The organism is Rhizobium sp. CECT 9324, from assembly GCF_918741265.1.
Classification (GTDB): Bacteria; Pseudomonadota; Alphaproteobacteria; order Rhizobiales; family Rhizobiaceae; genus Allorhizobium.
Genome location: NZ_CAKKMZ010000001.1, coordinates 3,431,086 through 3,450,591, shown reverse-complemented (window position 1 = coordinate 3,450,591; position 19,506 = coordinate 3,431,086). Strand labels below are relative to the sequence as shown.

The window sequence follows — 19,506 nt, the reverse complement described above, 5'->3', positions numbered from 1 at the left end:
GCGAAATTTGGTCAAAGGAAGGCGTGCGTTGCACAAATTTCCTGTGCCAGAGTAAGACATCATTATGGTTAAGAAGGCGTTACTTTCCGGGGTGACCCGGGGGTGCGCCCACGAACTGGCGAGCCAGATCGTCCGGCAATCGACGCGGCCTTCCGCTGCGGTTGACGACGGCAATCACAACCTTGGCCGCAATCAGGAGTTTTTCCTCCCGATGAATTTCCTGCTCGAGTATCATCTTCGCGCCGCCGGCCTTGATGGTGCGTGTGGTGATCGTCAAGATATCGTCCATCCGGGCGGGCGCCTTGAAATCGATCTCCATGCGGTGAACGACGAAGACGAGGCCTTCCTCATCCATGCCGATCAAGGCGCTCTGCTCGACACCGAGACAACGCAGGTAATCGGTGCGGCCGCGCTCGAGGAAGTGAAGATAGCGACCATGATAGACGAGACCTGAAAAATCGGTGTCTTCGTAATACACGCGCTGGGTCAGTCGATGACTGTCGTCGCTCAGTTCTCCGCTGAGTGAAATTGCTTGTACCGCCATGGGCTTACTCCTCAACTCAAAAATTCCCGGCTGGATGGAACAGGGATAGCTTCCGCTCATTGTAGTGCTGTCACAATGGAGCCCTATCAAGGAGCGGGGCTATACCTTGAAGGAGATCCATCATGAAAATCGCAGTCATGGGCGGAGACGGGTTCGTCGGTTGGCCCACAGCGCTTCATTTGTCCGATGCTGGGCACGATGTCCATATCCTCGACAACCTGTCGCGCCGCTGGATCGATACCGAACTCGGCGTCCAGTCGCTGACGCCGATGGACAGTATTCAGGAGCGCACCCGCATCTGGCACGCCGAAACAGGTCGCCGCATCCATTTCAACCTGATCGATCTGGCCCGCGACTACGATCTCCTGAAAGCCTGGCTTGCCGAGCACCGTCCGGATGCGATCATCCATTTCGCCGAGCAGCGCGCCGCGCCCTATTCGATGAAGAGCGACCGGCACAAGAACTACACCGTCAACAACAATGTGTCGGCGACGCATAATCTATTGAACGCGCTGGTGGAGATCGGGCTGGATGCCCATCTGGTGCATCTCGGCACCATGGGCGTCTATGGCTATTCGACGGTGGGCGCTGCCATTCCCGAAGGCTATCTGCCGGTCGGCATCGAGACGGTCGATGGCAATACCGCCAGCCAGGAAATTCTTTATCCAGCCAATCCAGGCTCGATCTATCACATGACCAAGTGCCTCGACCAGCTGTTGTTCCAGTTCTATGCGAAGAACGACGGACTGCGCGTTACCGACCTGCACCAGGGCATCGTCTGGGGTACGCATACGGTGCAGACGAGGCTGCATCCGCAGCTGGTCAACCGGTTCGACTATGACGGAGACTACGGCACAGTGCTCAACCGCTTCCTGATCCAGGCGGCGATCGACTATCCGCTGACGGTGCATGGCACGGGTGGGCAGACGCGCGCCTTTATCCATATCCAGGATTCGGTCCGCTGTATCGAGATCGCGCTCAACAATCCGCCATCGCGCGGGTCGCGGGTCGAGATCTTCAACCAGATGACGGAAACCCATCGTGTCCGTGATCTGGCGGCGATGATTTCGCGCATGACCGGCGCTGAGATCGCTTGGCTGCCCAACCCGCGCAAAGAAGCGCCGGAAAACGATCTGATCGTGCGCAACGAGAAGTTTCTCGGCCTTGGACTTTCACCGACGACACTTGAAAACGGTCTGTTGTCGGAGATTGTCGACGTGGCGAAGAAGTTCGCCTATCGTGTCGATCGGTCAAGGGTTCCGGCCGTCTCTGCCTGGACCAAGGACATTGCCAGGACGCTCAATCGCGATCCGGAAGGCAAGATGCTGAAATCGGTCTCGTAAAACAGGACATGCGGTGGACGAAGCGCTGCTACCCGCGCTGACGCGGCAGGCTTTTGTGACGCTGGTGACCAATGGCGACTACGCCATGGGCGCGCTGGCGCTCGCCCGCTCGATCCAGTGCACGAAATCATCGGCCGAAATCATCGTGCTGCATACCGAGCGGGTCGAGGACGAGGATCTGGCGCCACTCGCCGATCTGGGTTGCTGGCTGGTCGGCGTCGATCCGCTGCCCCTGTCCGATGCGTTCAATGCCCGGCATGAGCGGGGTGCGGTGCATCAGGCCGCTCCGTTCACCAAGGGGCGAAAGCCGACCTTTCATTCGCCGCTCGACAATTTCTGCAAGCTGCGGCTCTGGGAACTGACGGAGTACGAGACCTGCGTCTTCATCGATGCTGACGCGCTGGTCTTGCGCAATATCGACAAGCTGTTCGACTATCCCGAGTTTTCGGCAGCCCCCAATGTCTATGAGAGCCTCGCCGATTTTCACCGGCTGAATTCCGGCGTCTTCGTTGCGAAGCCGTCGCGCGAGACCTTTGCCAGGATGCTGGCGCGGCTCGACAAACTGGATGCTTTCTGGCCGCGCACCGACCAGACGTTCCTACAGACATTCTTCCCCGACTGGCACGGCCTGCCGGTGACGATGAACATGCTGCAGTATGTCTGGTTCAACATGCCGGAGCTGTGGAACTGGCAACAGATCGGGGTGTTGCATTACCAATATGAAAAGCCCTGGGAGCGAGATCATCCGAAGGCCGCGCAACTGAAGCCCTTGATCGATCTCTGGCAGGCGTTCTATCGCGGAGGCGATATTCCCGACATCGATAGTTTGCCGGGGCCGCCGGGAGGCAGTCCATGACAGTGCTTGTGACGGGCGGGCGCGGTTTCGTCGGGCGGCCGATCGTCAACGGTCTGATCGAGGCGGGGTACGATGTGATTGTTGCCGGCCGCAGCGAACCGCCGCCGGACTGGTTCTGCGGTCCTGTTGTCTTCCGCCCGATGATGCTGGACCCCCACCGCTGCGAGCAAGGCCTTTTCGATGGCGTCAGCCATGTCGTTCATGCCGCCTTCGACCATGTGCCCGGACATTACAGGGGCGGAGAGGGCGAGGATCCGGACGGCTTCTGGCGGCGCAATGTCGAGGGAAGCCGGCGACTGTTCGAGCAGGCGCGGGCGGCCGGTGTAGCGCGTGTTGTGTTCCTGTCGAGCCGCGCCGTCTATGACGGGCTGCCGGTCGAGGCGCCACTACGCGAAACGCAGGTGGAAATACCTGCCTCTCTGTACGGACGAATGAAACTGGCCGTGGAACAGGCGCTTGCCGATCTGTCTGCAGATGGTTGCGCCGGTGCCAGCCTGCGGTTGACGGGCGTCTATGACGGGATGATGCCGAACAAGTGGCAGGTCTTGATCGAGGACTATCTGGCAGGCAGGCTGATAAAGCCGAGGGCAGGCACAGAGGTGCACTCACGGGATGTTTCGCAAGCCATCAAGCTAATGCTCGAGACGCCGGACCATCTGGTCTCGCGGCAGGTCTTCAACGTGTCGGATCTGGTGGTCGATCGGGCAGATCTGCTGGGGATCGTCGGTCAGGCGCTTGCTCTGTCTCATGAGTTGCCGGAAAGGGCCGCTCCTGGAAGGACCGGCATCATGGCGACCGCCAAGATCAGTGCGCTGGGTTGGCGTCCCGGCGGGCGGGCTTTGCTGGAAGAGACCGTGCAGCGGCTTGCTGCTTATTATTGGACGTGAAAGGTCAGTCCCTCCTGCCGTAACGACAGGAGGGGCGTTCGAGCGTTATCGACCGACGATGATGCCGGCAATCAGACCGGATGCCACGCTGATCAAAACGTAGTCGTTGTCGACTTTGACCCAGCGCTGGTCGCGACCCGGCTGGCGCAGGCCATAGCGCTTGTAATCGCGGATCGCTGCGCGTCTCTGCCAGTCGTTCATGCGCTCACCCTTTTTCCAGCGCTTCTTGATGACGACCTTCTTGTGGATTTCTTTCTTGTGGATCTCCTTGGTGATCCGGTGCTGACCGGGCGCGCGATCGTCGTGGCGGTACGACTGCTGGGCCTGAGCCATTGGCGCCGCAAACATTACCGCGGCGATCGTGATCAGAATTGCTTTTTTCATAATTCGTGTCCTCGTTGTTGGTGCAACGAGGTTTAATGCTTGTGAAATGAATGAAAAATGAATAAAAACAAATAGTTGATTACAGTTTTGTAATGTTGGCCCGGATCGTCTGGTGAAAGCCTTGTGGCTCAGAGCATGACGTCGTCTTCGCTGAGGCCCAATGCCTTCAATGCATCCAGACGGTTGTCGGCATCGTCGCCGACGATAAATTCATCAAGCTGCGGTGGCTTGACGCTCGTGCCCGCGAGCATGGCATGGACCTGTCCGCGATGATGGGTCTGGTGCTGGAAAAGATGGCTCAACACATCGTCCCTGCGATCATGCTGGACGCGGCTACCACGATCGACAGCGATCACCTGCGCCAGCCCCACCGGGCCGAGCGTGTTGCAGAGGTCGATCAGTCGCCGGTCGATATCACGTTGCGCGCCGTAGAGGGTTGCCGGATCGTCGAAGGGTACCTCGTTCTCCCAGGCTTTCGGACCGAGCGTACCGCCCTCCAGCGCATCGACATAAAACCAGTCGATGACCAGGATGTGGTTAAGCGTTGCCTTGAGCGATGGGAAAAACCCGGTGCGTGGCGCTTCGAATTCGCCGGGCTGGAGTTTTGCCATGGCGGCGTGAAGTCGCCAATTGGCCATGGCGTTGTTCAAGGCAAGCTTGCGAAAGACGCGGCCAGAATCGCTCATTTTGTATCAAGATCTCCATCATGCCAGACGATATGCTGTGGGGTCTCCGGTAGTGTTTCAATGTGTTCCGCGATGAAATAGGGCGGAATGTCCAGTGCGGTCAGTCCCGCTTTCGTCGCCCTTGTCCATTTGAACTCCAGATCGCTTGCGCCGTCACGAACCCGGTGGATGATGTCCGCGTCGTGAAATGGGAAACTGTCGGGCAGTTCCATGCGGTAGTACATGCCGAACTCGTGGCACTGTCGGCCTTCGTAGAAAAAGAAGTTTTCGACCGTCCAAAGCAAGGGGCCGACAGTGGCGGCGACGCCCAGTTCCTCCATCATCTCGCGTACCAGCGTTTGCTGCGAGGTCTCTCCGATCTCGGCGCGGCCACCGGGAAAGGTCCAGAAGGCCTCATGGGTGGCGCGGTGTACGAGGACGTGACCGTTGCGGAATGCGAGCCCCGCGATGCGCATCTGGAACAGTCGCCCGTCCTTCTTCTTGATGCGAATCCGGTTGTCCATCAGCATTCTCCGCGTTTGCGACGTTGACCTACTCATCTTCGAGGGTGAGGCGGAACTGCGCGGCTTCCAGATCCTTCGGCGGCTGCATGCCGAGATGTTTCCAGGCATTGGCGGTCAGAACGCGGCCACGCGGCGTGCGCTGGATGAAACCCTGCTGGATCATGTAGGGCTCGATGATGTCCTCGATCGCATCGCGTGGCTCGGACAGGCCGGCGGCGATCGTCTCGATGCCGACGGGACCGCCGGCGAAATTCACCGCGATCATGTTGAGATATCGCTTGTCGAGCTGGTCGAGGCCCATGTTGTCGACGAGCAGGCGGGTCAGGGCCTCGTCGGCGATCTCGCGGGTGACGGCTTCGGCGCGGGCAACCTCGGCAAAGTCGCGCACGCGGCGCAAAAGACGGCCGGCGATGCGGGGCGTGCCTCGGGCGCGCCGGGCGATTTCGCGGGCGCCGTCATCGGTCATGCCGAGGCACATCAGCCGCGCACCACGGCGGACGATCAGTTCCAGTTCCTCGACGGTGTAGAAGGCGAGACGGACGGGAATGCCGAAACGGTCGCGCAACGGCGTGGTCAGCAGGCCGAGGCGGGTGGTGGCGGCGACAAGCGTGAATTTCGACAGGTCGATCTTCACCGAGCGGGCCGCCGGGCCTTCGCCGATGATCAGGTCGAGCTGGAAGTCCTCCATCGCCGGATAGAGGATTTCCTCGACCGCCGGGCTCAGGCGATGGATCTCGTCGATGAACAGAACGTCGCGCTCTTCGAGATTGGTCAGAAGCGCGGCCAGATCGCCGGCCTTTGCGATCACCGGACCGGAGGTCGAGCGGAAGTTGACGCCGAGTTCCTTGGCCATGATCTGGGCCAGTGTCGTCTTGCCGAGACCGGGCGGGCCGACAAACAGCACATGATCGAGCGCCTCGCCACGGTTCTTCGCCGCCTCGATGAAGATCTTCAGGTTGGCCCGCGCTTCCGCCTGGCCGGTGAATTCATCGAGCGACTGCGGGCGCAGCGCCGTATCGATGTCTTCGCCGCGTTTTTCCGGGGCCAGGATGGGGTTCGATATGCTCATGCGAGAAGTTCCATTCCGGGCACGCGGGCAGCGGCCTTTTTGTCGAAGGTCATTGTTCTGCTGCAACCGTCAAGCCGGTTCAATTCGCTCAGCAGGGCGTCGGCGAAATCCACGTTGAACATCCTGCAGAAATGCACGGCATTGCCGACCGCTTCATAGGCTGCAATTTCAAATTCACGGCGCTCCAGCACGGATTGAAGGAAATCGAGAATCCGTTCCTTCGGATAGCGATACTTGCGCTTCAGGACCCAATTCACCTCCAGAATAACTGAAAGATTAACGAACAGGGTATCGTCAGGCTCCAGTCGATCCAGTAGTCTTGTGACCGCGTCAACCTGCTCGGCATCGTCCGGGATGGCAAGCCGCAGCAGGACGTTGGTATCGATGCCAAGGCGCTGGTTCATCCGCGTTTGCTTCGCGTGGTCGCTTTTTCAAAGCGCTCGACGGCGGCGTCCATGACCGCGTCGTCTAATTCTTCGTCGGACAACAATGCCCCGGTCGGAGGCTTACCAAGTATGGCGGCGAGATCGCGAACCGACTTGTTGCGCGGTATGATCACCAATTCGCCATTGCGCACCCAAGCATAGCACTTGTCTCCGGGCTGCACATTCAGCTGCTCGCGGAGGTCCTTCGGGATCGTCAACTGGCCCTTAGACGTGATCGTTATGTTCGAACCCATTTCACGCTCCTCTACGCCTTACAAAAATAGAATAGTAAGGCGGCTCAATCTATGCAATCGGCTACCGCGACAATTCCTTCAGCCCCAGGCGGATCAGCTTGGCACTGTCGGCATCCTCGCCGCCGTTTTTCAGCGCCGCGGCAACCGCATTCGCGGCCTGGTCACGTGAATAACCGAGATTGGTCAGCGCCGAGACTGCGTCTGCCACCGGGGCCGATGCGACGCCTTCGCCGAGTTCCTGCTTGAGGCCGATATTGGCGGCGGCTTCACCGGCAAAGGCCGGTGCCTTGTTCTTCAGTTCGGTGACAATGCGGACCGCAACCTTCGGGCCGACGCCCGGCGCGCGCGATACCGAGGTCTTGTCCTGAAGGGCAATGGCATTGGCCAGTTCGCCTGGTGTCAGGGTCGAAAGAACAGCCAGCGCCACCTTGGCGCCGACGCCCTGGACGGATTGCAGCAGGTTGAACCATTCGCGTTCCAGCGCATTCATGAAGCCGAACAGTTTCAACTGGTCCTCGCGGACATAGGTCTCGATGAACAGCACCACCGCTTCACCGGGCGAGCCGAGTCGCCCCAAGGTGCGCGACGAACAATGGGCGACGTAGCAGACGCCGTGCACGTCGACGAGCACATGGTCGTCGCCAATTTCATCGATGGTGCCTTTGAGTTTGCCGATCATGAAGAGTGTCCGCGCGCTTGCGATTAAAGGGGGTGGGTTTCGGGCGAGATGAGAGGGAGCAATGGAAAATAGCTGCGATATCTGGCGGCATCGCGGCTTAGCAGTCGGTAGCCTTTCACCATCGCATGGGCACCGATGTAAAAATCAGGGAGCGGCGATCGTTTTTCGCCACCAGATCGGCGATACTGCAGGAAGGCGTGACCGGCCGCGAAAGCAGCCTCCCATGGCAGGTCCTCGCGGACGAACAGAGCAGGCGCAAGCGCACTTTCCAGATCGCTATGTGTTGCGTAGCCCGCAGCCATTTCGGCATAAATCAATGGATTGATCAGCAAATGGCCCTGTGCTCTGGCGACGACCAATTGCGCAGTCGACCAGTCGGTAAACGTACTCGGCGTATGAAAGACGTCGATGAGGACATTGGTGTCGACAAGGGTTCGCATCGATCAGTCTCGCAGCAGTCGGTAGAACTCGTCGCCGCTGAGTTCGCCGAGGGACATGGATCCCTGATGGCGCCGCAAATGCTGCAAGAGTTCCTGCGCTTCGCGCTGGCTGGCATCGATCGGAGGCTCGATGAGGCGCAACACTGCTAAATCGCCGCGAAGCTCGAATTCGACTTCGCTGCCCGCCTGAATGCCGAGATTGGCCCGGACATTTTTCGGGATCGTGACCTGGCCTTTTTCAGTAACTCGCATGGTAATACCTCTTGAGTATTACCTATCGTGGTATTGAGAACAAGTCAAGAACAAATCAGGCGTTTGCCAGGATCTTGCGCATACGTTCGCCGCCGCGATTGTGGGCGTGGCAGATGGCAATCGCCAGCGCATCGGCGGCGTCATTGCCCTTGAATTCGGCCTTGGGCATCAGGATCTTCAGCATCATGTGGATCTGCTTCTTGTCGCCGTGGCCCACGCCGATGACCGCCTTCTTGACCGCATTTGGCGCGTATTCGGCAACCGGCAGGCCGGCGCGCGCGGGAACCAGCATGGCGATGCCGCGTGCCTGGCCGAGCTTCAACGTCGCGACCGCATCCTTGTTGACGAAGGTCTGTTCGACGGCTGCCTCGTGTGGCTGATAGGCATGCACCACTTCGGCCAGTCCGTCATGCAACTGGCACAGACGCGAGGCAAGATCCATGTCGCCATCCGAGGTTACTGTGCCGGAGGCGACGAAGCGCAGCGAATTTCCCAGTGTCTCGATGACGCCCCAGCCACAGCGGCGGAGGCCCGGGTCTATGCCGATGATGCGAATCGTGGTGGTCATGAAAAACTCTAGTTCGGATACCGGCATCTGTGCCAGCGAAATGTGAACAAAACAAAAACATCGCGGTTTGTTGTGTTTTATTACGATCCAGCCTTGGGGCGTGGATCGATCGTGCCTACATGAGCAGGACAACCTTAATGCAGGATATGCGGCATGATACCTTTCTCCATCCTCGACCTCTCGCCTATTGCTGAAGGCCATTCGGTTTCCGAGGCGCTGGATGCGTCGCGCCAGATGGCTCAGGCGGCCGAGGCCAATGGATATCTGCGTTTCTGGCTCGCCGAGCATCATGGCATGCCGGGCATTGCCAGCGCTGCGACCTCGATCGTCATCGCCCATGTCGGTGCGGCGACCAAGACGATCCGCATCGGCTCCGGCGGCATCATGCTGCCGAACCATTCGCCCTTGGTTATCGCCGAGCAGTTCGGTACGCTGGAAGCGCTTTTCCCCGGCCGCGTCGATCTCGGCCTTGGTCGCGCGCCGGGCACCGACATGCGCACGGCACGGGCCTTGCGCCGCAACCTTGAGGCGGGCACCGAAAGTTTCCCGCATGATATCATCGAGTTGCAGCGCTTGCTCGGGGAACCCGCGGAAGAACATGACTTGCTCGCCGTTCCGGGCATGCGCAGCCACGTGCCCTTGTGGATCCTGGGCTCAAGCCTCTACAGCGCGCATCTTGCCGCCGCCCTGGGCCTTCCTTACGCCTTTGCCTCGCATTTTGCGCCCGACCAATTGATCGATGCGGTCCAGATCTACCGCGAGCGGTTCCAGCCCTCGGCGTCGTTGCAGAAGCCCTATGTGATTGCCGGCGTCATGGGTGTCGTTGCTGATGACGACGCAGAGGCCCAGCATCTGTTCACCTCGGCGCAGCAGCAGTTCGTGAACCTGCGGCGCAACATCCGTCGACCGTTCCCGCGTCCGATGGCGATGGAGGGATACTGGAGCGACATGGAGCAGATCACGGTCGAGCATACCTTGCGCTATGCCATCGTCGGATCGCCGCAGACGGCGCGTGCGAAGCTTGACGATTTCCTGTCAGATGTCGGCCCGGACGAGTTGATCATCTCGATGCCTGTTCACGACCTCGCGGCACGGCTGCGCTCGGTCGAACTGTTTGCCGGGGTGCGCAACAGCATATTTCAGGCGGCCTGACCGCGATATCGTCAAAAACCCCGGTTCCTGCTCCGGCTTTTTAACGGCGGGTTAAAAATTCGAAGTGAATGCTGCGACCAACAGAGAGAGGTCCTTCGCCGTCGGCGAGGTGATCGTTTTGCTCTAGAGGGATGCTGCGGCCACTTTGCGGTCTGCGGCATGTCCAGTGGGATAAACCATGGCTGCTCGTTTCAATTCGCTGTCGTTCAAAGTCATTGCCATCTTTCTCGTCCTGACATTTGTCACCATCGCCCTGTTGAATGTCTTTGCCTATCGGACGTCGAACAGCGTCTTTCAGGCGCAGACCGAAAGCGCGATGGCGAGCACATTGACATTCCGCGGCGACATGCTGGTGCAGCAACTGAACGAGTTGCAGAACCAGGCGGCGTCGATCGCCAAGATCGAGACGCTGCAACAGTCGCTGACCGGGTTGAAGAGCGGCTGGAATACGATCACCAAGAATTCCGGCGATGCCAGGGCTGAACTGCAGCGCGTGTTCGTGACGGAAAACCCCAACCCCGCCGGCGAGCGCGAAAAGCTGCTGAAGCCGGAAGGGCCGAGCGGTTTCTACTATTCGACACATGAGACGACACAGGCGCAGGTCGGCGGCTATCTCTCGCAGACCAGCTTCGATGACATGCTGATCGCCGATCAGAACGGCAATATCGTCTATAGCTACCAGAAGGGTCCGGCCTTTGCCGAAAACGCGACCAAGTCTCCGATTGCCGAAAGCGGCCTCGGCAAGGCCTATGCGCGCAGCGTCGAGGCAGCCGCCAAGGCTGTCGACGATGTCGCCGCGGTCAGCTTTTCCGGCTTGAGCGTCGGTGCGGACGCCGCTTCGCCGGACATCTATTTCGCTGTTCCGATCGTCAAGCTGGGTGCCTACAAGGGATCGATCCTGTTTGCCGTGAAGGCCGATGCGCTGGTCAATCTGCTGACCAAGGGCATTGCGGCCGGCAGCAGCCAGCAGGCCTCGATCCTGTCTTCGGATGGCACCGGCATCGGCCTGTCGCCGTCTGGCCAGTTGACCGACATCAAGGCCGATTTTAGCACCGCATCCGACGGTATCACCGTTCAGGCTATCGATCGTGCTGATGGCGCGGCGCAGGCCTATGGCCGCAAGGTATCGTTCGGCGGGCAGGATTTCATCGTGACGGAAAGCGTGACCCTGGCTGAAATCGATGCCGGATCGCTAAAAATTGCAACGATCCTCACGATCACTGGCATGGCGGCACTGGTGCTTCTGGCCGCAGCCACCGGCGTCCTGACCAATCGGTTGTTTGCCCCGCTCAAGCGGCTTGCCGCCTTCACCGGCGCTGTCGCCGACGGCAAGATCGACGAGCCGGTCGCCAACCAGGATCGCGGCGACGAAATCGGCAGCATGGCGCGGGCGCTGGAGCGGTTCCGCCAGGGCCTGATCGAGCAACAGCGGCAGTCTGCGGAGCGTCGCGAGGAGCGTGAACGTGTCGATCAGGAACGTCGCCAGCGCATGGCGGAACGTGACAGCGAGGCGCAATCGCTGCAGGCCGTCGTTCAGACGCTGGACGAGAGCCTCGACCGGCTTGCCGGCGGCGATCTTGCCTTCCAGATCGAACAACGGTTCCCGGCCGAACTTGAAAGCCTGAGAAGCAATTTCAACAAGGCAATCCTGACGCTGAGCAATACACTGAGCGGCATCGGCGGCAATTCGGTGGCCGTGCGCGAGGGGTCTCAGGAAATGCGCGCCGGCGCCGATCAGTTGGCCGAGCGCACCGAACGCCAGGCGGTGGCGATTTCGCAGGCAGCGACCGCCATCAAGGAAATTACGGGCGCCGTGAAGGTGCAGATCTCGCGTGCCGAGGATGCCAACAAGATCGCCCGTGCCGCGAAGGACGACACCGAGACGTCGGGCACGATCATGCGCGACACGATCGCTGCCATGGAAGCGATCCAGGGCTCATCGCAGGAGATCAACAAGATCATCTCCGTCATCGACGAGATCGCCTTCCAGACCAATCTTCTGGCCCTGAATGCCGGTGTCGAGGCAGCACGTGCCGGTGAAAGCGGCAAGGGCTTTGCTGTCGTGGCCCAGGAAGTCCGCGAACTGGCGCAACGCTCGTCGAATGCCGCCAAGCAGATCGCCAGCCTGCTGGCCAAGTCGACAACGGAAGTCGATCAGGGCGTGAAACTGGTCGAGCGGGCAGGGGCGGCACTGGATGGCATCGGATCGCATGTTCTGGCGATCAACGGCCGGATCAGCGAGATCATGGAATCGACGCGTGAAGAAGCGCAGACGCTTGGCGATATCAACGGTTCGGTGAACCAGCTCGACGTCATGACCCAGCAGAACGCGGCGATGGTCGAGGAAACGACGGCCGCCATCCACAAGCTCGCCAGCGAAGCCACCGAAATGGATCAGCGCCTCGGCCAGTTCACCCTCGGCCACGCGGCCCACCAGGGCGTTGCCGAAATGCAGGCCTATCGTCGCGCCAGCTGACACGGTCCCGAATAAAGCAACCGCACAAGAACGCGGGCGAGACATTCTCGCCCGCGTTCTTTTTGGTCTTGCAGCGGCAAGCAAAGCAGCCTTTGGCGGACGTATCGGGTCATCATGGTAAGCAAATTGCAAAGGTTCACGGTTAACAACCGTAGTTAAGCCGAACTTAACTTTTCCAATCCATTATCCATCCGAGATCAGGTTGTCGGCGCGTGCTGGCCTGGTGCACAAAGCTGGATTTTTGGAGTATCCCGCCATGAAGATGACCCATTTCGCTGTCGCTGCGGCCGTATTGCTGGCAAGCTCGGCAGCCTATTCTGCAGACGTTTATCAGCCGGAACCGCAGCCGATCATGGATGCACCGGAAGTCGCTGTTGCCGAAGCCTCGGGCTGGTACCTGCGCGGCGACCTCGGCTACAGCTTCAACCGCCTGCGCGGCGCCGAGTTCTACCAGGGCTCGAACGCGCTGGTTTCGGAATTCGACGACATCGACCTGAAGGACAGTTTCACGATCGGTGCCGGTATCGGCTACCAGATCAACAACCACCTGCGCACAGATCTGACCTTTGACTATATGAACAAGTCGGACTTCCGTGGCTCGACCTCGGGCGGCGGCGCCGCGTTCGGTGCCTGCGTCACGGCATGTACCTCCGAGGACCTGTCGGCCCTGCGCGCCTATACGCTGATGGCCAACGCCTATATCGATCTCGGCAACTACGCCTATTTCACGCCTTATGTGGGTGCCGGTATCGGTGGATCCTATGTCCGTTGGGACAATCTCAACAACACGTCCTGCGCTGACGATGGCAGCGGCTGCGATACGACCGTTGAACATGGCGGCCGCGGCAGCTGGCGCTTTGCCTATCAGCTGATGGCCGGTGCCTCGATCGACGTCACCTGCAACGTCAAGGCCGATGTCGGCTATCGTTTCCGCCACACGCTCGGCGGCGCGATGTTCGGCTACGAGCAGAATGGCGGCCCGGGCTCGGACGACGGCTTCTACAGCCATGAAGTGCATGCCGGTGCCCGCTATATGTTCGGCGGTTGCGCCCAGCCGGTGGCATTCGAGCCGCCGCCGCAGGAAATCGTCTACAAGTAAGCTCTTGTCGCAATGAAATAGAAAGGCCGCCTCCGGGCGGCTTTTTTGCGTTCCGGCGATCGATGCGCACGCGGTGACGGTCTCTGGCGACGATCCGGTCGCGACGAAAAATTTATCGTCAGCGACATTGGCCGTCTTGACGACGCCGTCGCTTGAGGATAATTCCGACGGCGGGACACCTCTCCCCAACGAGAGGCCATATACCTGGAAGGGTAGTTTGACATGGTTGATATCGCCGCGCCGGCATTGCGCCCGGCTAATTCGCACTTTTCTTCTGGCCCCTGCTCGAAGCGCCCCGGTTGGTCGCTCGACGCACTGTCCGATGCCCCGCTCGGTCGTTCGCACCGCGCCAAGGTTGGCAAGGACAAGCTGAAGCTGGCCATCGACCTTACCCGTGAAATTCTGAACGTGCCGGCGGACTACCGCATCGGCATTGTGCCGGCTTCCGATACGGGCGCCGTTGAAATGGCCATGTGGTCGCTGCTCGGCGCGCGCGGCGTCGACATGGTCTCCTGGGAGAGCTTTGGTGCCGGCTGGGTCACCGATGTGGTCAAGCAGCTGAAGCTCGCCGATGTGCGCAAGTTCAACGCCGACTACGGCCTGCTGCCCAATCTCGCAGACGTCGATTTCGACCGCGACGTCGTCTTCACCTGGAACGGCACGACATCTGGCGTCCGCGTCGCCAATGCCGATTTCATCCCGGCAGACCGCAAGGGCCTGACGATCTGCGACGCGACCTCGGCCGCCTTCGCCCAGGATCTGGACTTCTCCAAGCTCGACGTCACCACCTTCTCCTGGCAGAAGGTTCTGGGCGGTGAGGGCGGTCACGGCATGATCATCCTGTCGCCACGTGCTGTCGAGCGCTTGACCACCTATGTGCCGGCCTGGCCGCTGCCGAAGATCTTCCGCATGACCTCGGGCGGCAAGCTGATCGAAGGCATTTTCACCGGCGAAACGATCAACACGCCATCTATGCTGTGCGTCGAGGACTATATCGATGCCCTGAAGTGGTCGAAGTCGCTCGGCGGCCTCGATGCGCTGATTGCGCGCGCCGACGCCAATGCCAAGGTGATCTTCGACTTCGTCGCGGCCAATGACTGGATCGCCAACCTGGCTAAGGTCGATGTTACCCGCTCGAACACCTCGGTCTGCCTGACGATTGCCGATCCGGACGTGCTGGCACTCGACGCTGACGCCCAGGCTGCCTTTGCCAAGGGCATGGTGACGCTGCTCGACAAGCAGGGCATCGCATTTGACATCGGCGCCTATCGCGACGCTCCGGCTGGCCTGCGCATCTGGGCCGGTGCGACGATCGAAACCTCCGATATGGAGGCCCTGATGCCGTGGCTGACCTGGGCCTACCGGACCCAGAAGGCGACGCTTTCCAAGGCTGCGGCCTGAGCGAATTCCGGCTCCGCCGCGTCGGCGGAGCCACTGCATCCCATCATTTCCCTTGAAACGAACTCTTTGAAGGAGGCCTCGTCATGGCACCTCGCGTTCTCGTATCCGACGAACTGTCGGAAACCGCCGTCCAGATCTTCCGCGACCGCGGCGTCGAAGTCGATTTCCAGCCGCAACTCGGCAAGGACAAGGACAAGCTTGCCGAGATCATCGGCAATTACGACGGTCTTGCCATCCGCTCCGCCACCAAGGCGACGGAGAAGCTGATCGCCGCTGCCACCAATCTCAAGGTCATCGGCCGTGCCGGTATCGGCGTCGACAATGTCGATATTCCGGCTGCGTCGCGCCGCGGTATCATCGTGATGAACACGCCCTTCGGCAACTCGATCACCACGGCCGAACATGCCATCGCGCTGATGTTCGCCGTCGCCCGGCAATTGCCGCAGGCCGATGCCTCGACCCAGGCCGGCAAGTGGGAAAAGTCGAAGTTCATGGGTGTCGAAATCACCGGCAAGACGCTCGGCGTCATCGGCGCCGGCAATATCGGCGGTATCGTCTGCAAGAAGGCGATCGGCCTTGGCATGCATGTTCTGGCCTATGACCCCTTCCTGTCGAACGAACGCGCCCGCGAAATGGGTGTGACCAAGGTCGAACTCGACGAATTGCTGGCGAAGGCCGATTTCATCACCCTGCATGTTCCGATGACCGACAAGACCCGCGGCATCCTCGGCAAGGACAATCTTGCCAAGACCAAGCCCGGCGTGCGCATCATCAACTGCGCCCGCGGCGGTCTGGTCGATGAAGCGGCGCTTGCCGAAGCGATCAAGTCCGGCCATGTCGCCGGCGCAGGGTTTGACGTCTTCGAAGTCGAGCCTGCCAAGGAAAGCCCGCTGTTCGGCCTGACGAATGTCGTCTGCACGCCGCATCTCGGTGCATCGACCACGGAAGCGCAGGAAAATGTCGCTCTGCAGGTCGCCGAGCAGATGTCGGACTACCTGGTCAAGGGTGCTGTGTCGAACGCCATCAACATGCCGTCGATCACTGCCGAGGAAGCCCCGTTGCTGAAGCCGTTCATCCGGTTGGCCGACGTGCTCGGCTCGTTTGCCGGCCAGATGACCGAAAACCCGATCAAGGAAATCGAGATCCTCTATGACGGCGTGACCTCCGGCATGAACACCAAGGCGCTGACCTCGGCACTGCTCGCCGGTCTCATCCGCCCGCAGGTGGCCGACGTCAACATGGTTTCGGCTCCGATCATGATCAAGGAAAAGGGTGTCATCGTCTCGGAGGTGAAGCGTGACAAGACCGGCGTCTATGACGGCTATATCAAGCTGACGGTGACGACTGAAAAGCAGTCCCGCTCGATCGCCGGCACCGTCTTTTCCGACGGCAAGCCGCGCTTCATCCAGATCAAGGGTATCAACATGGATGCCGATGTCGGCGCCAACATGATCTACATCTCCAATACCGACGTGCCGGGCATGATCGGCTTCATGGGCACCACGCTCGGCAATGCCAAGGTCAACATCGCCAACTTCCAGCTCGGCCGCGACCAGGAAGGCGGCGATGCGATCGCGTTGCTTTATGTCGATGGCCCGGTGGAACAGGCCGTGCTCGACCAGTTGACCGCAAACCCTGCCATCAAGCAGGCGAAGCCGCTTGTGTTCAACATCGACTGACGTTTCGGCGTTCGGCCCACCAATCAACGGAAACAATATGCGGCGCGGGATCAACCCCGCGCCGCTGCCGTTTCTGGCAAGATATCAAGATAACTCTATGCGTTGAACTGCCGCATGGCGGGTTGTCGCATTGATTGTGTGGTGCGACGCTATACTTGATTTCTATCACCTCGGAAGCCGCAAGCGGGCGGGGTCGAGAATGAAGGGTGAAGTCATCATGTTCGACAATTTCGACGCACAGATCCTGGCGCGGATCCAGTTCGCGTTCACGGTCTCCTTCCACATCATCTTTCCCGCCTTTTCCATCGGTCTGGCGAGCTTTCTCGCCGTGCTCGAAGGCCTCTATCTGTGGAAGAAGGACAAGGTCTATCTGGAGCTGTTCGACTTCTGGAAAACCATCTTCGCGGTGGCCTTCGGCATGGGCGTCGTCTCCGGCATCGTGATGTCCTACCAGTTCGGCACCAACTGGTCGGTGTTCTCCGACAAGGCCGGGCCGGTCATCGGTCCCCTGATGGGCTATGAAGTCCTCACCGCCTTCTTCCTTGAAGCAGGCTTCCTCGGCGTCATGCTGTTTGGCCGCAACCGTGTCGGGCCGGGCCTGCATTTCTTTGCCACCCTGATGGTCGCCTTCGGCACGCTGATCTCGGCCACCTGGATCCTGTCGGTGAATTCCTGGATGCAGACGCCTGACGGTTTTGCCATCAATGATGTCGGCCAGTTCGTGCCGGTCGACTGGTGGAAGATCGTGTTCAATCCGTCCTTCCCCTATCGCCTGACCCATATGGTCATTGCCGCCTACCTGACCACGGCTTTCGTCGTCGGCGCAGTCGGTGCGTGGCACCTGTTGCGGCACACAGCGCCGCGGCGCGCCGGAACGATGTTTTCCATGGCGATGTGGATGGCGGCGATCGTGGCGCCGATCCAGATCATGGCCGGTGACGCGCATGGCCTCAACACGCTCGAGCACCAGCCGGTCAAGGTCATGGCGATGGAAGGCCATTTCGACAGTCATCCGGACGGCGCACCGCTGATCCTGTTCGGCATTCCGAACACGGAAGAAAAGCGGGTCGACTACGCGATCCAGATCCCCAAGTTGTCGAGCCTGATCCTCAAGCATGACCTCAACGCGCCGCTCGCCGGTCTCGACACGATCCCCGACGACAAGGAGCCACCGGTTGCGATCGTCTTCTGGTCGTTCCGGATCATGGTGGCGATTGGTTTCGCCATGCTCGGCGTGGGTGTGTTCAGCCTGTACTGTCGGTGGCGCGGAACGCTTCACGAGAACCGCTGGCTGCATCGCGCGGCCCTGATGATGGGCCCGTCCGGCTTCGTCGCAGTGCTCGCGGGCTGGATCACGACCGAAGTGGGGCGTCAGCCCTATACGATCTACGGACATTTGCTGACGGCGGATTCGATCTCGCCGATCGCAGCACCCGCCGTCGCCGCCTCGCTGATCGCCTTCATCGTGGTCTATTTCATCGTCTTCGGGGCCGGGACCTTCTACATACTGCGGCTGATGGCACGCCTGCCGCGCGATCCGATGCCGGATCTCGATGACGGTCCGATCCGCACATCCGGCATCACTCCGGCGGCGCAGACCGGACATCATGGAGGCCAGCATGGTCATTGATCTTCCCTTCATCTGGGCCGGCATCATCGCCTTTGCGGTGCTCGCCTATGTCATCCTCGACGGCTTCGACCTCGGGGTGGGCATCCTGTTTCCGTTCTTTCCCGAGAAGCACGACAAGGATCTGATGATGAATTCGGTGGCGCCCGTCTGGGACGGCAACGAGACCTGGCTGGTGCTGGGCGGCGGTGGGCTGCTCGCCGTCTTTCCGCTCGCCTATGCGACGATCCTGCCGGCGCTCTACGCGCCGCTGATCATCATGCTGCTCGGCCTGATCTTTCGCGGTGTCGCCTTCGAATATCGCTGGCGTACCAACCGGGCCGAATATCTGTGGAACTGGGCCTTTGCCGGCGGCTCGATCGTCGCAGCCTTTTCTCAAGGCGTGGCGCTCGGGGCGCTGGTGCAGGGTATTCCGGTGACAGACCGTGCCTATTCGGGTGGCTGGTGGGACTGGCTGACGCCGTTTTCGCTGGCGACCGGCGTCGCGCTGGTGATCGGATATGGCCTGCTCGGGGCGACGTGGCTGGTGATGAAAACCGAAGGCCACCTGGCAGAGCGAAGCCGGGGCCTTGCGTTCAAGCTGGCCTTTGCAACGGTTGGCGCCATGGGCATATTCAGTCTGTGGACGCCGTTTCTCGAGCCGCTCTATCTCGACCGATGGTTCGGATTTCCGACGATGATTTTCTCCGTCATCGTGCCGCTGCTTGTGCTGGGCTGCCTCTACCTGATCATCTCGGGTCTGAAAAAGGGGACTGACGTGCAGCCTTTTCTGGCCTCTCTCGGACTTTTCGTCCTTGGTTATGTCGGGATCGGTATCAGCTTCTATCCGTATATCGTGCCCACCTCGCTGACGATCTGGGAGGCTGCGGCGCCCGATGAAAGCCTTGCCTTCCTCTTGGTCGGGGCCGTGGTGCTGGTGCCGATGATTCTGTGCTACACCGCCTATGCCTACTGGGTTTTTCGCGGAAAGCTCAATCCGGATGAGGGCTATCACTGATGCAGAAAGGCACGATGACATCGCGACTTCTGTGGTTCGTCGGGCTGTGGGCGGCGGGCGTTTTGACCATCACGATCGTTGGCGGCATCATCAAGGTCTGGCTCGGCGCCTGAGCCGCTGACTTTGTTTTGATTGGAAATATGACCGCCCGGCCTTCAAAAGAGGCTGGGCGGTCTCCATATGTA

At 60.3% G+C, this 19,506-nt stretch carries 21 protein-coding genes; 10 read left to right on the top strand and 11 right to left on the bottom strand.

The window, feature by feature from the left end; genetic code table 11:
* Positions 1-79: 79 nt before the first annotated feature.
* Positions 80-544 (bottom strand): tol-pal system-associated acyl-CoA thioesterase, encoded by a 465-nt coding sequence (gene ybgC / locus LQ231_RS16775; RefSeq protein WP_230172323.1) that lies wholly within the window; start codon positions 542-544, stop codon positions 80-82.
* Between the two features lie 122 nt (positions 545-666).
* On the opposite strand from ybgC, the gene LQ231_RS16770 reads away from it, so the two are divergent.
* From LQ231_RS16770 to LQ231_RS16760, 3 genes are read left to right on the top strand one after another with little or no spacing between them, the layout of a single operon-like run.
* Positions 667-1,887 carry an NAD-dependent epimerase/dehydratase family protein gene (locus LQ231_RS16770; RefSeq protein WP_230172319.1) on the top strand — a complete coding sequence of 407 codons (1,221 nt, stop codon included), beginning with the start codon at positions 667-669 and terminating at the stop codon, positions 1,885-1,887.
* Between the two features lie 13 nt (positions 1,888-1,900).
* Positions 1,901-2,743: a glycosyltransferase gene (locus LQ231_RS16765; protein WP_290371368.1), complete on the top strand. Its 843-nt coding sequence runs from the start codon at positions 1,901-1,903 to the stop codon at positions 2,741-2,743.
* Positions 2,740-3,630, top strand: coding sequence for an NAD(P)-dependent oxidoreductase (locus tag LQ231_RS16760; protein ID WP_230172318.1), 891 nt, complete (start codon positions 2,740-2,742; stop codon positions 3,628-3,630). Before LQ231_RS16765 ends, LQ231_RS16760 begins: the two co-directional genes overlap by 4 nt.
* A 45-nt stretch (positions 3,631-3,675) precedes the next feature.
* On the opposite strand, the gene LQ231_RS16755 is transcribed toward LQ231_RS16760, so the two are convergent.
* The 10 genes from LQ231_RS16755 to ruvC form a co-directional block, all read right to left on the bottom strand.
* Entirely contained in the window at positions 3,676-4,014 is a 339-nt protein-coding gene (locus tag LQ231_RS16755) for an RcnB family protein (RefSeq protein ID WP_113142084.1), read from the bottom strand.
* 128 nt (positions 4,015-4,142) lie between these two features.
* Positions 4,143-4,700 (bottom strand): DinB family protein, encoded by a 558-nt coding sequence (locus LQ231_RS16750; RefSeq protein WP_230172317.1) that lies wholly within the window; start codon positions 4,698-4,700, stop codon positions 4,143-4,145.
* Complete coding sequence (locus tag LQ231_RS16745) at positions 4,697-5,203, bottom strand: NUDIX hydrolase (RefSeq protein WP_230173397.1); 507 nt, start codon at positions 5,201-5,203, stop codon at positions 4,697-4,699. The genes LQ231_RS16750 and LQ231_RS16745 overlap by 4 nt, the downstream gene beginning before the upstream one ends.
* 28 nt (positions 5,204-5,231) lie before the next feature.
* Positions 5,232-6,272, bottom strand: coding sequence for a Holliday junction branch migration DNA helicase RuvB (ruvB, locus tag LQ231_RS16740; protein ID WP_230172316.1), 1,041 nt, complete (start codon positions 6,270-6,272; stop codon positions 5,232-5,234).
* Positions 6,269-6,676, bottom strand: coding sequence for a type II toxin-antitoxin system VapC family toxin (locus tag LQ231_RS16735; protein ID WP_230172314.1), 408 nt, complete (start codon positions 6,674-6,676; stop codon positions 6,269-6,271). The genes ruvB and LQ231_RS16735 overlap by 4 nt, the downstream gene beginning before the upstream one ends.
* The gene (locus LQ231_RS16730) at positions 6,673-6,951 is read right to left on the bottom strand and encodes an AbrB/MazE/SpoVT family DNA-binding domain-containing protein (RefSeq protein ID WP_230172312.1); all 279 of its coding nucleotides are present in this window, start codon (positions 6,949-6,951) and stop codon (positions 6,673-6,675) included. The genes LQ231_RS16735 and LQ231_RS16730 overlap by 4 nt, the downstream gene beginning before the upstream one ends.
* A 61-nt stretch (positions 6,952-7,012) precedes the next feature.
* A complete protein-coding gene (gene ruvA / locus LQ231_RS16725; protein WP_230172310.1) occupies positions 7,013-7,630 on the bottom strand; it encodes a Holliday junction branch migration protein RuvA in 618 nt (205 codons plus the stop codon).
* Between the two features lie 23 nt (positions 7,631-7,653).
* Entirely contained in the window at positions 7,654-8,070 is a 417-nt protein-coding gene (locus LQ231_RS16720; RefSeq protein WP_113142077.1) for a type II toxin-antitoxin system VapC family toxin, read from the bottom strand.
* A gap of 3 nt (positions 8,071-8,073) precedes the next feature.
* A complete protein-coding gene (locus tag LQ231_RS16715) occupies positions 8,074-8,322 on the bottom strand; it encodes an AbrB/MazE/SpoVT family DNA-binding domain-containing protein (RefSeq protein ID WP_113142076.1) in 249 nt (82 codons plus the stop codon).
* A 55-nt stretch (positions 8,323-8,377) separates the two neighbouring features.
* Positions 8,378-8,890 (bottom strand): crossover junction endodeoxyribonuclease RuvC, encoded by a 513-nt coding sequence (gene ruvC, locus LQ231_RS16710; protein WP_230172309.1) that lies wholly within the window; start codon positions 8,888-8,890, stop codon positions 8,378-8,380.
* A 153-nt stretch (positions 8,891-9,043) separates the two neighbouring features.
* On the opposite strand from ruvC, the gene LQ231_RS16705 reads away from it, so the two are divergent.
* The 7 genes from LQ231_RS16705 to cydB all read left to right on the top strand — a co-directional run bounded on the left by LQ231_RS16705 (position 9,044) and on the right by cydB (position 19,321).
* Positions 9,044-10,042, top strand: a complete 999-nt coding sequence (locus LQ231_RS16705) for an LLM class flavin-dependent oxidoreductase (protein ID WP_230172308.1) — start codon at positions 9,044-9,046, stop codon at positions 10,040-10,042.
* Between the two features lie 178 nt (positions 10,043-10,220).
* Positions 10,221-12,518: a methyl-accepting chemotaxis protein gene (locus LQ231_RS16700; protein WP_230172303.1), complete on the top strand. Its 2,298-nt coding sequence runs from the start codon at positions 10,221-10,223 to the stop codon at positions 12,516-12,518.
* Positions 12,519-12,774: 256 nt separating this feature from the next.
* Positions 12,775-13,617, top strand: a complete 843-nt coding sequence (locus tag LQ231_RS16695) for an outer membrane protein (RefSeq protein ID WP_113142072.1) — start codon at positions 12,775-12,777, stop codon at positions 13,615-13,617.
* Positions 13,618-13,839: 222 nt separating this feature from the next.
* A complete protein-coding gene (locus LQ231_RS16690; RefSeq protein WP_230172301.1) occupies positions 13,840-15,018 on the top strand; it encodes a phosphoserine transaminase in 1,179 nt (392 codons plus the stop codon).
* 83 nt (positions 15,019-15,101) lie between these two features.
* Positions 15,102-16,697, top strand: a complete 1,596-nt coding sequence (gene serA / locus LQ231_RS16685) for a phosphoglycerate dehydrogenase (protein ID WP_230172299.1) — start codon at positions 15,102-15,104, stop codon at positions 16,695-16,697.
* 217 nt (positions 16,698-16,914) lie between these two features.
* Positions 16,915-18,327, top strand: coding sequence for a cytochrome ubiquinol oxidase subunit I (locus LQ231_RS16680; protein ID WP_230173396.1), 1,413 nt, complete (start codon positions 16,915-16,917; stop codon positions 18,325-18,327).
* Positions 18,317-19,321, top strand: coding sequence for a cytochrome d ubiquinol oxidase subunit II (gene cydB / locus LQ231_RS16675; protein ID WP_230172297.1), 1,005 nt, complete (start codon positions 18,317-18,319; stop codon positions 19,319-19,321). Before LQ231_RS16680 ends, cydB begins: the two co-directional genes overlap by 11 nt.
* Positions 19,322-19,506 lie beyond the last annotated feature (185 nt).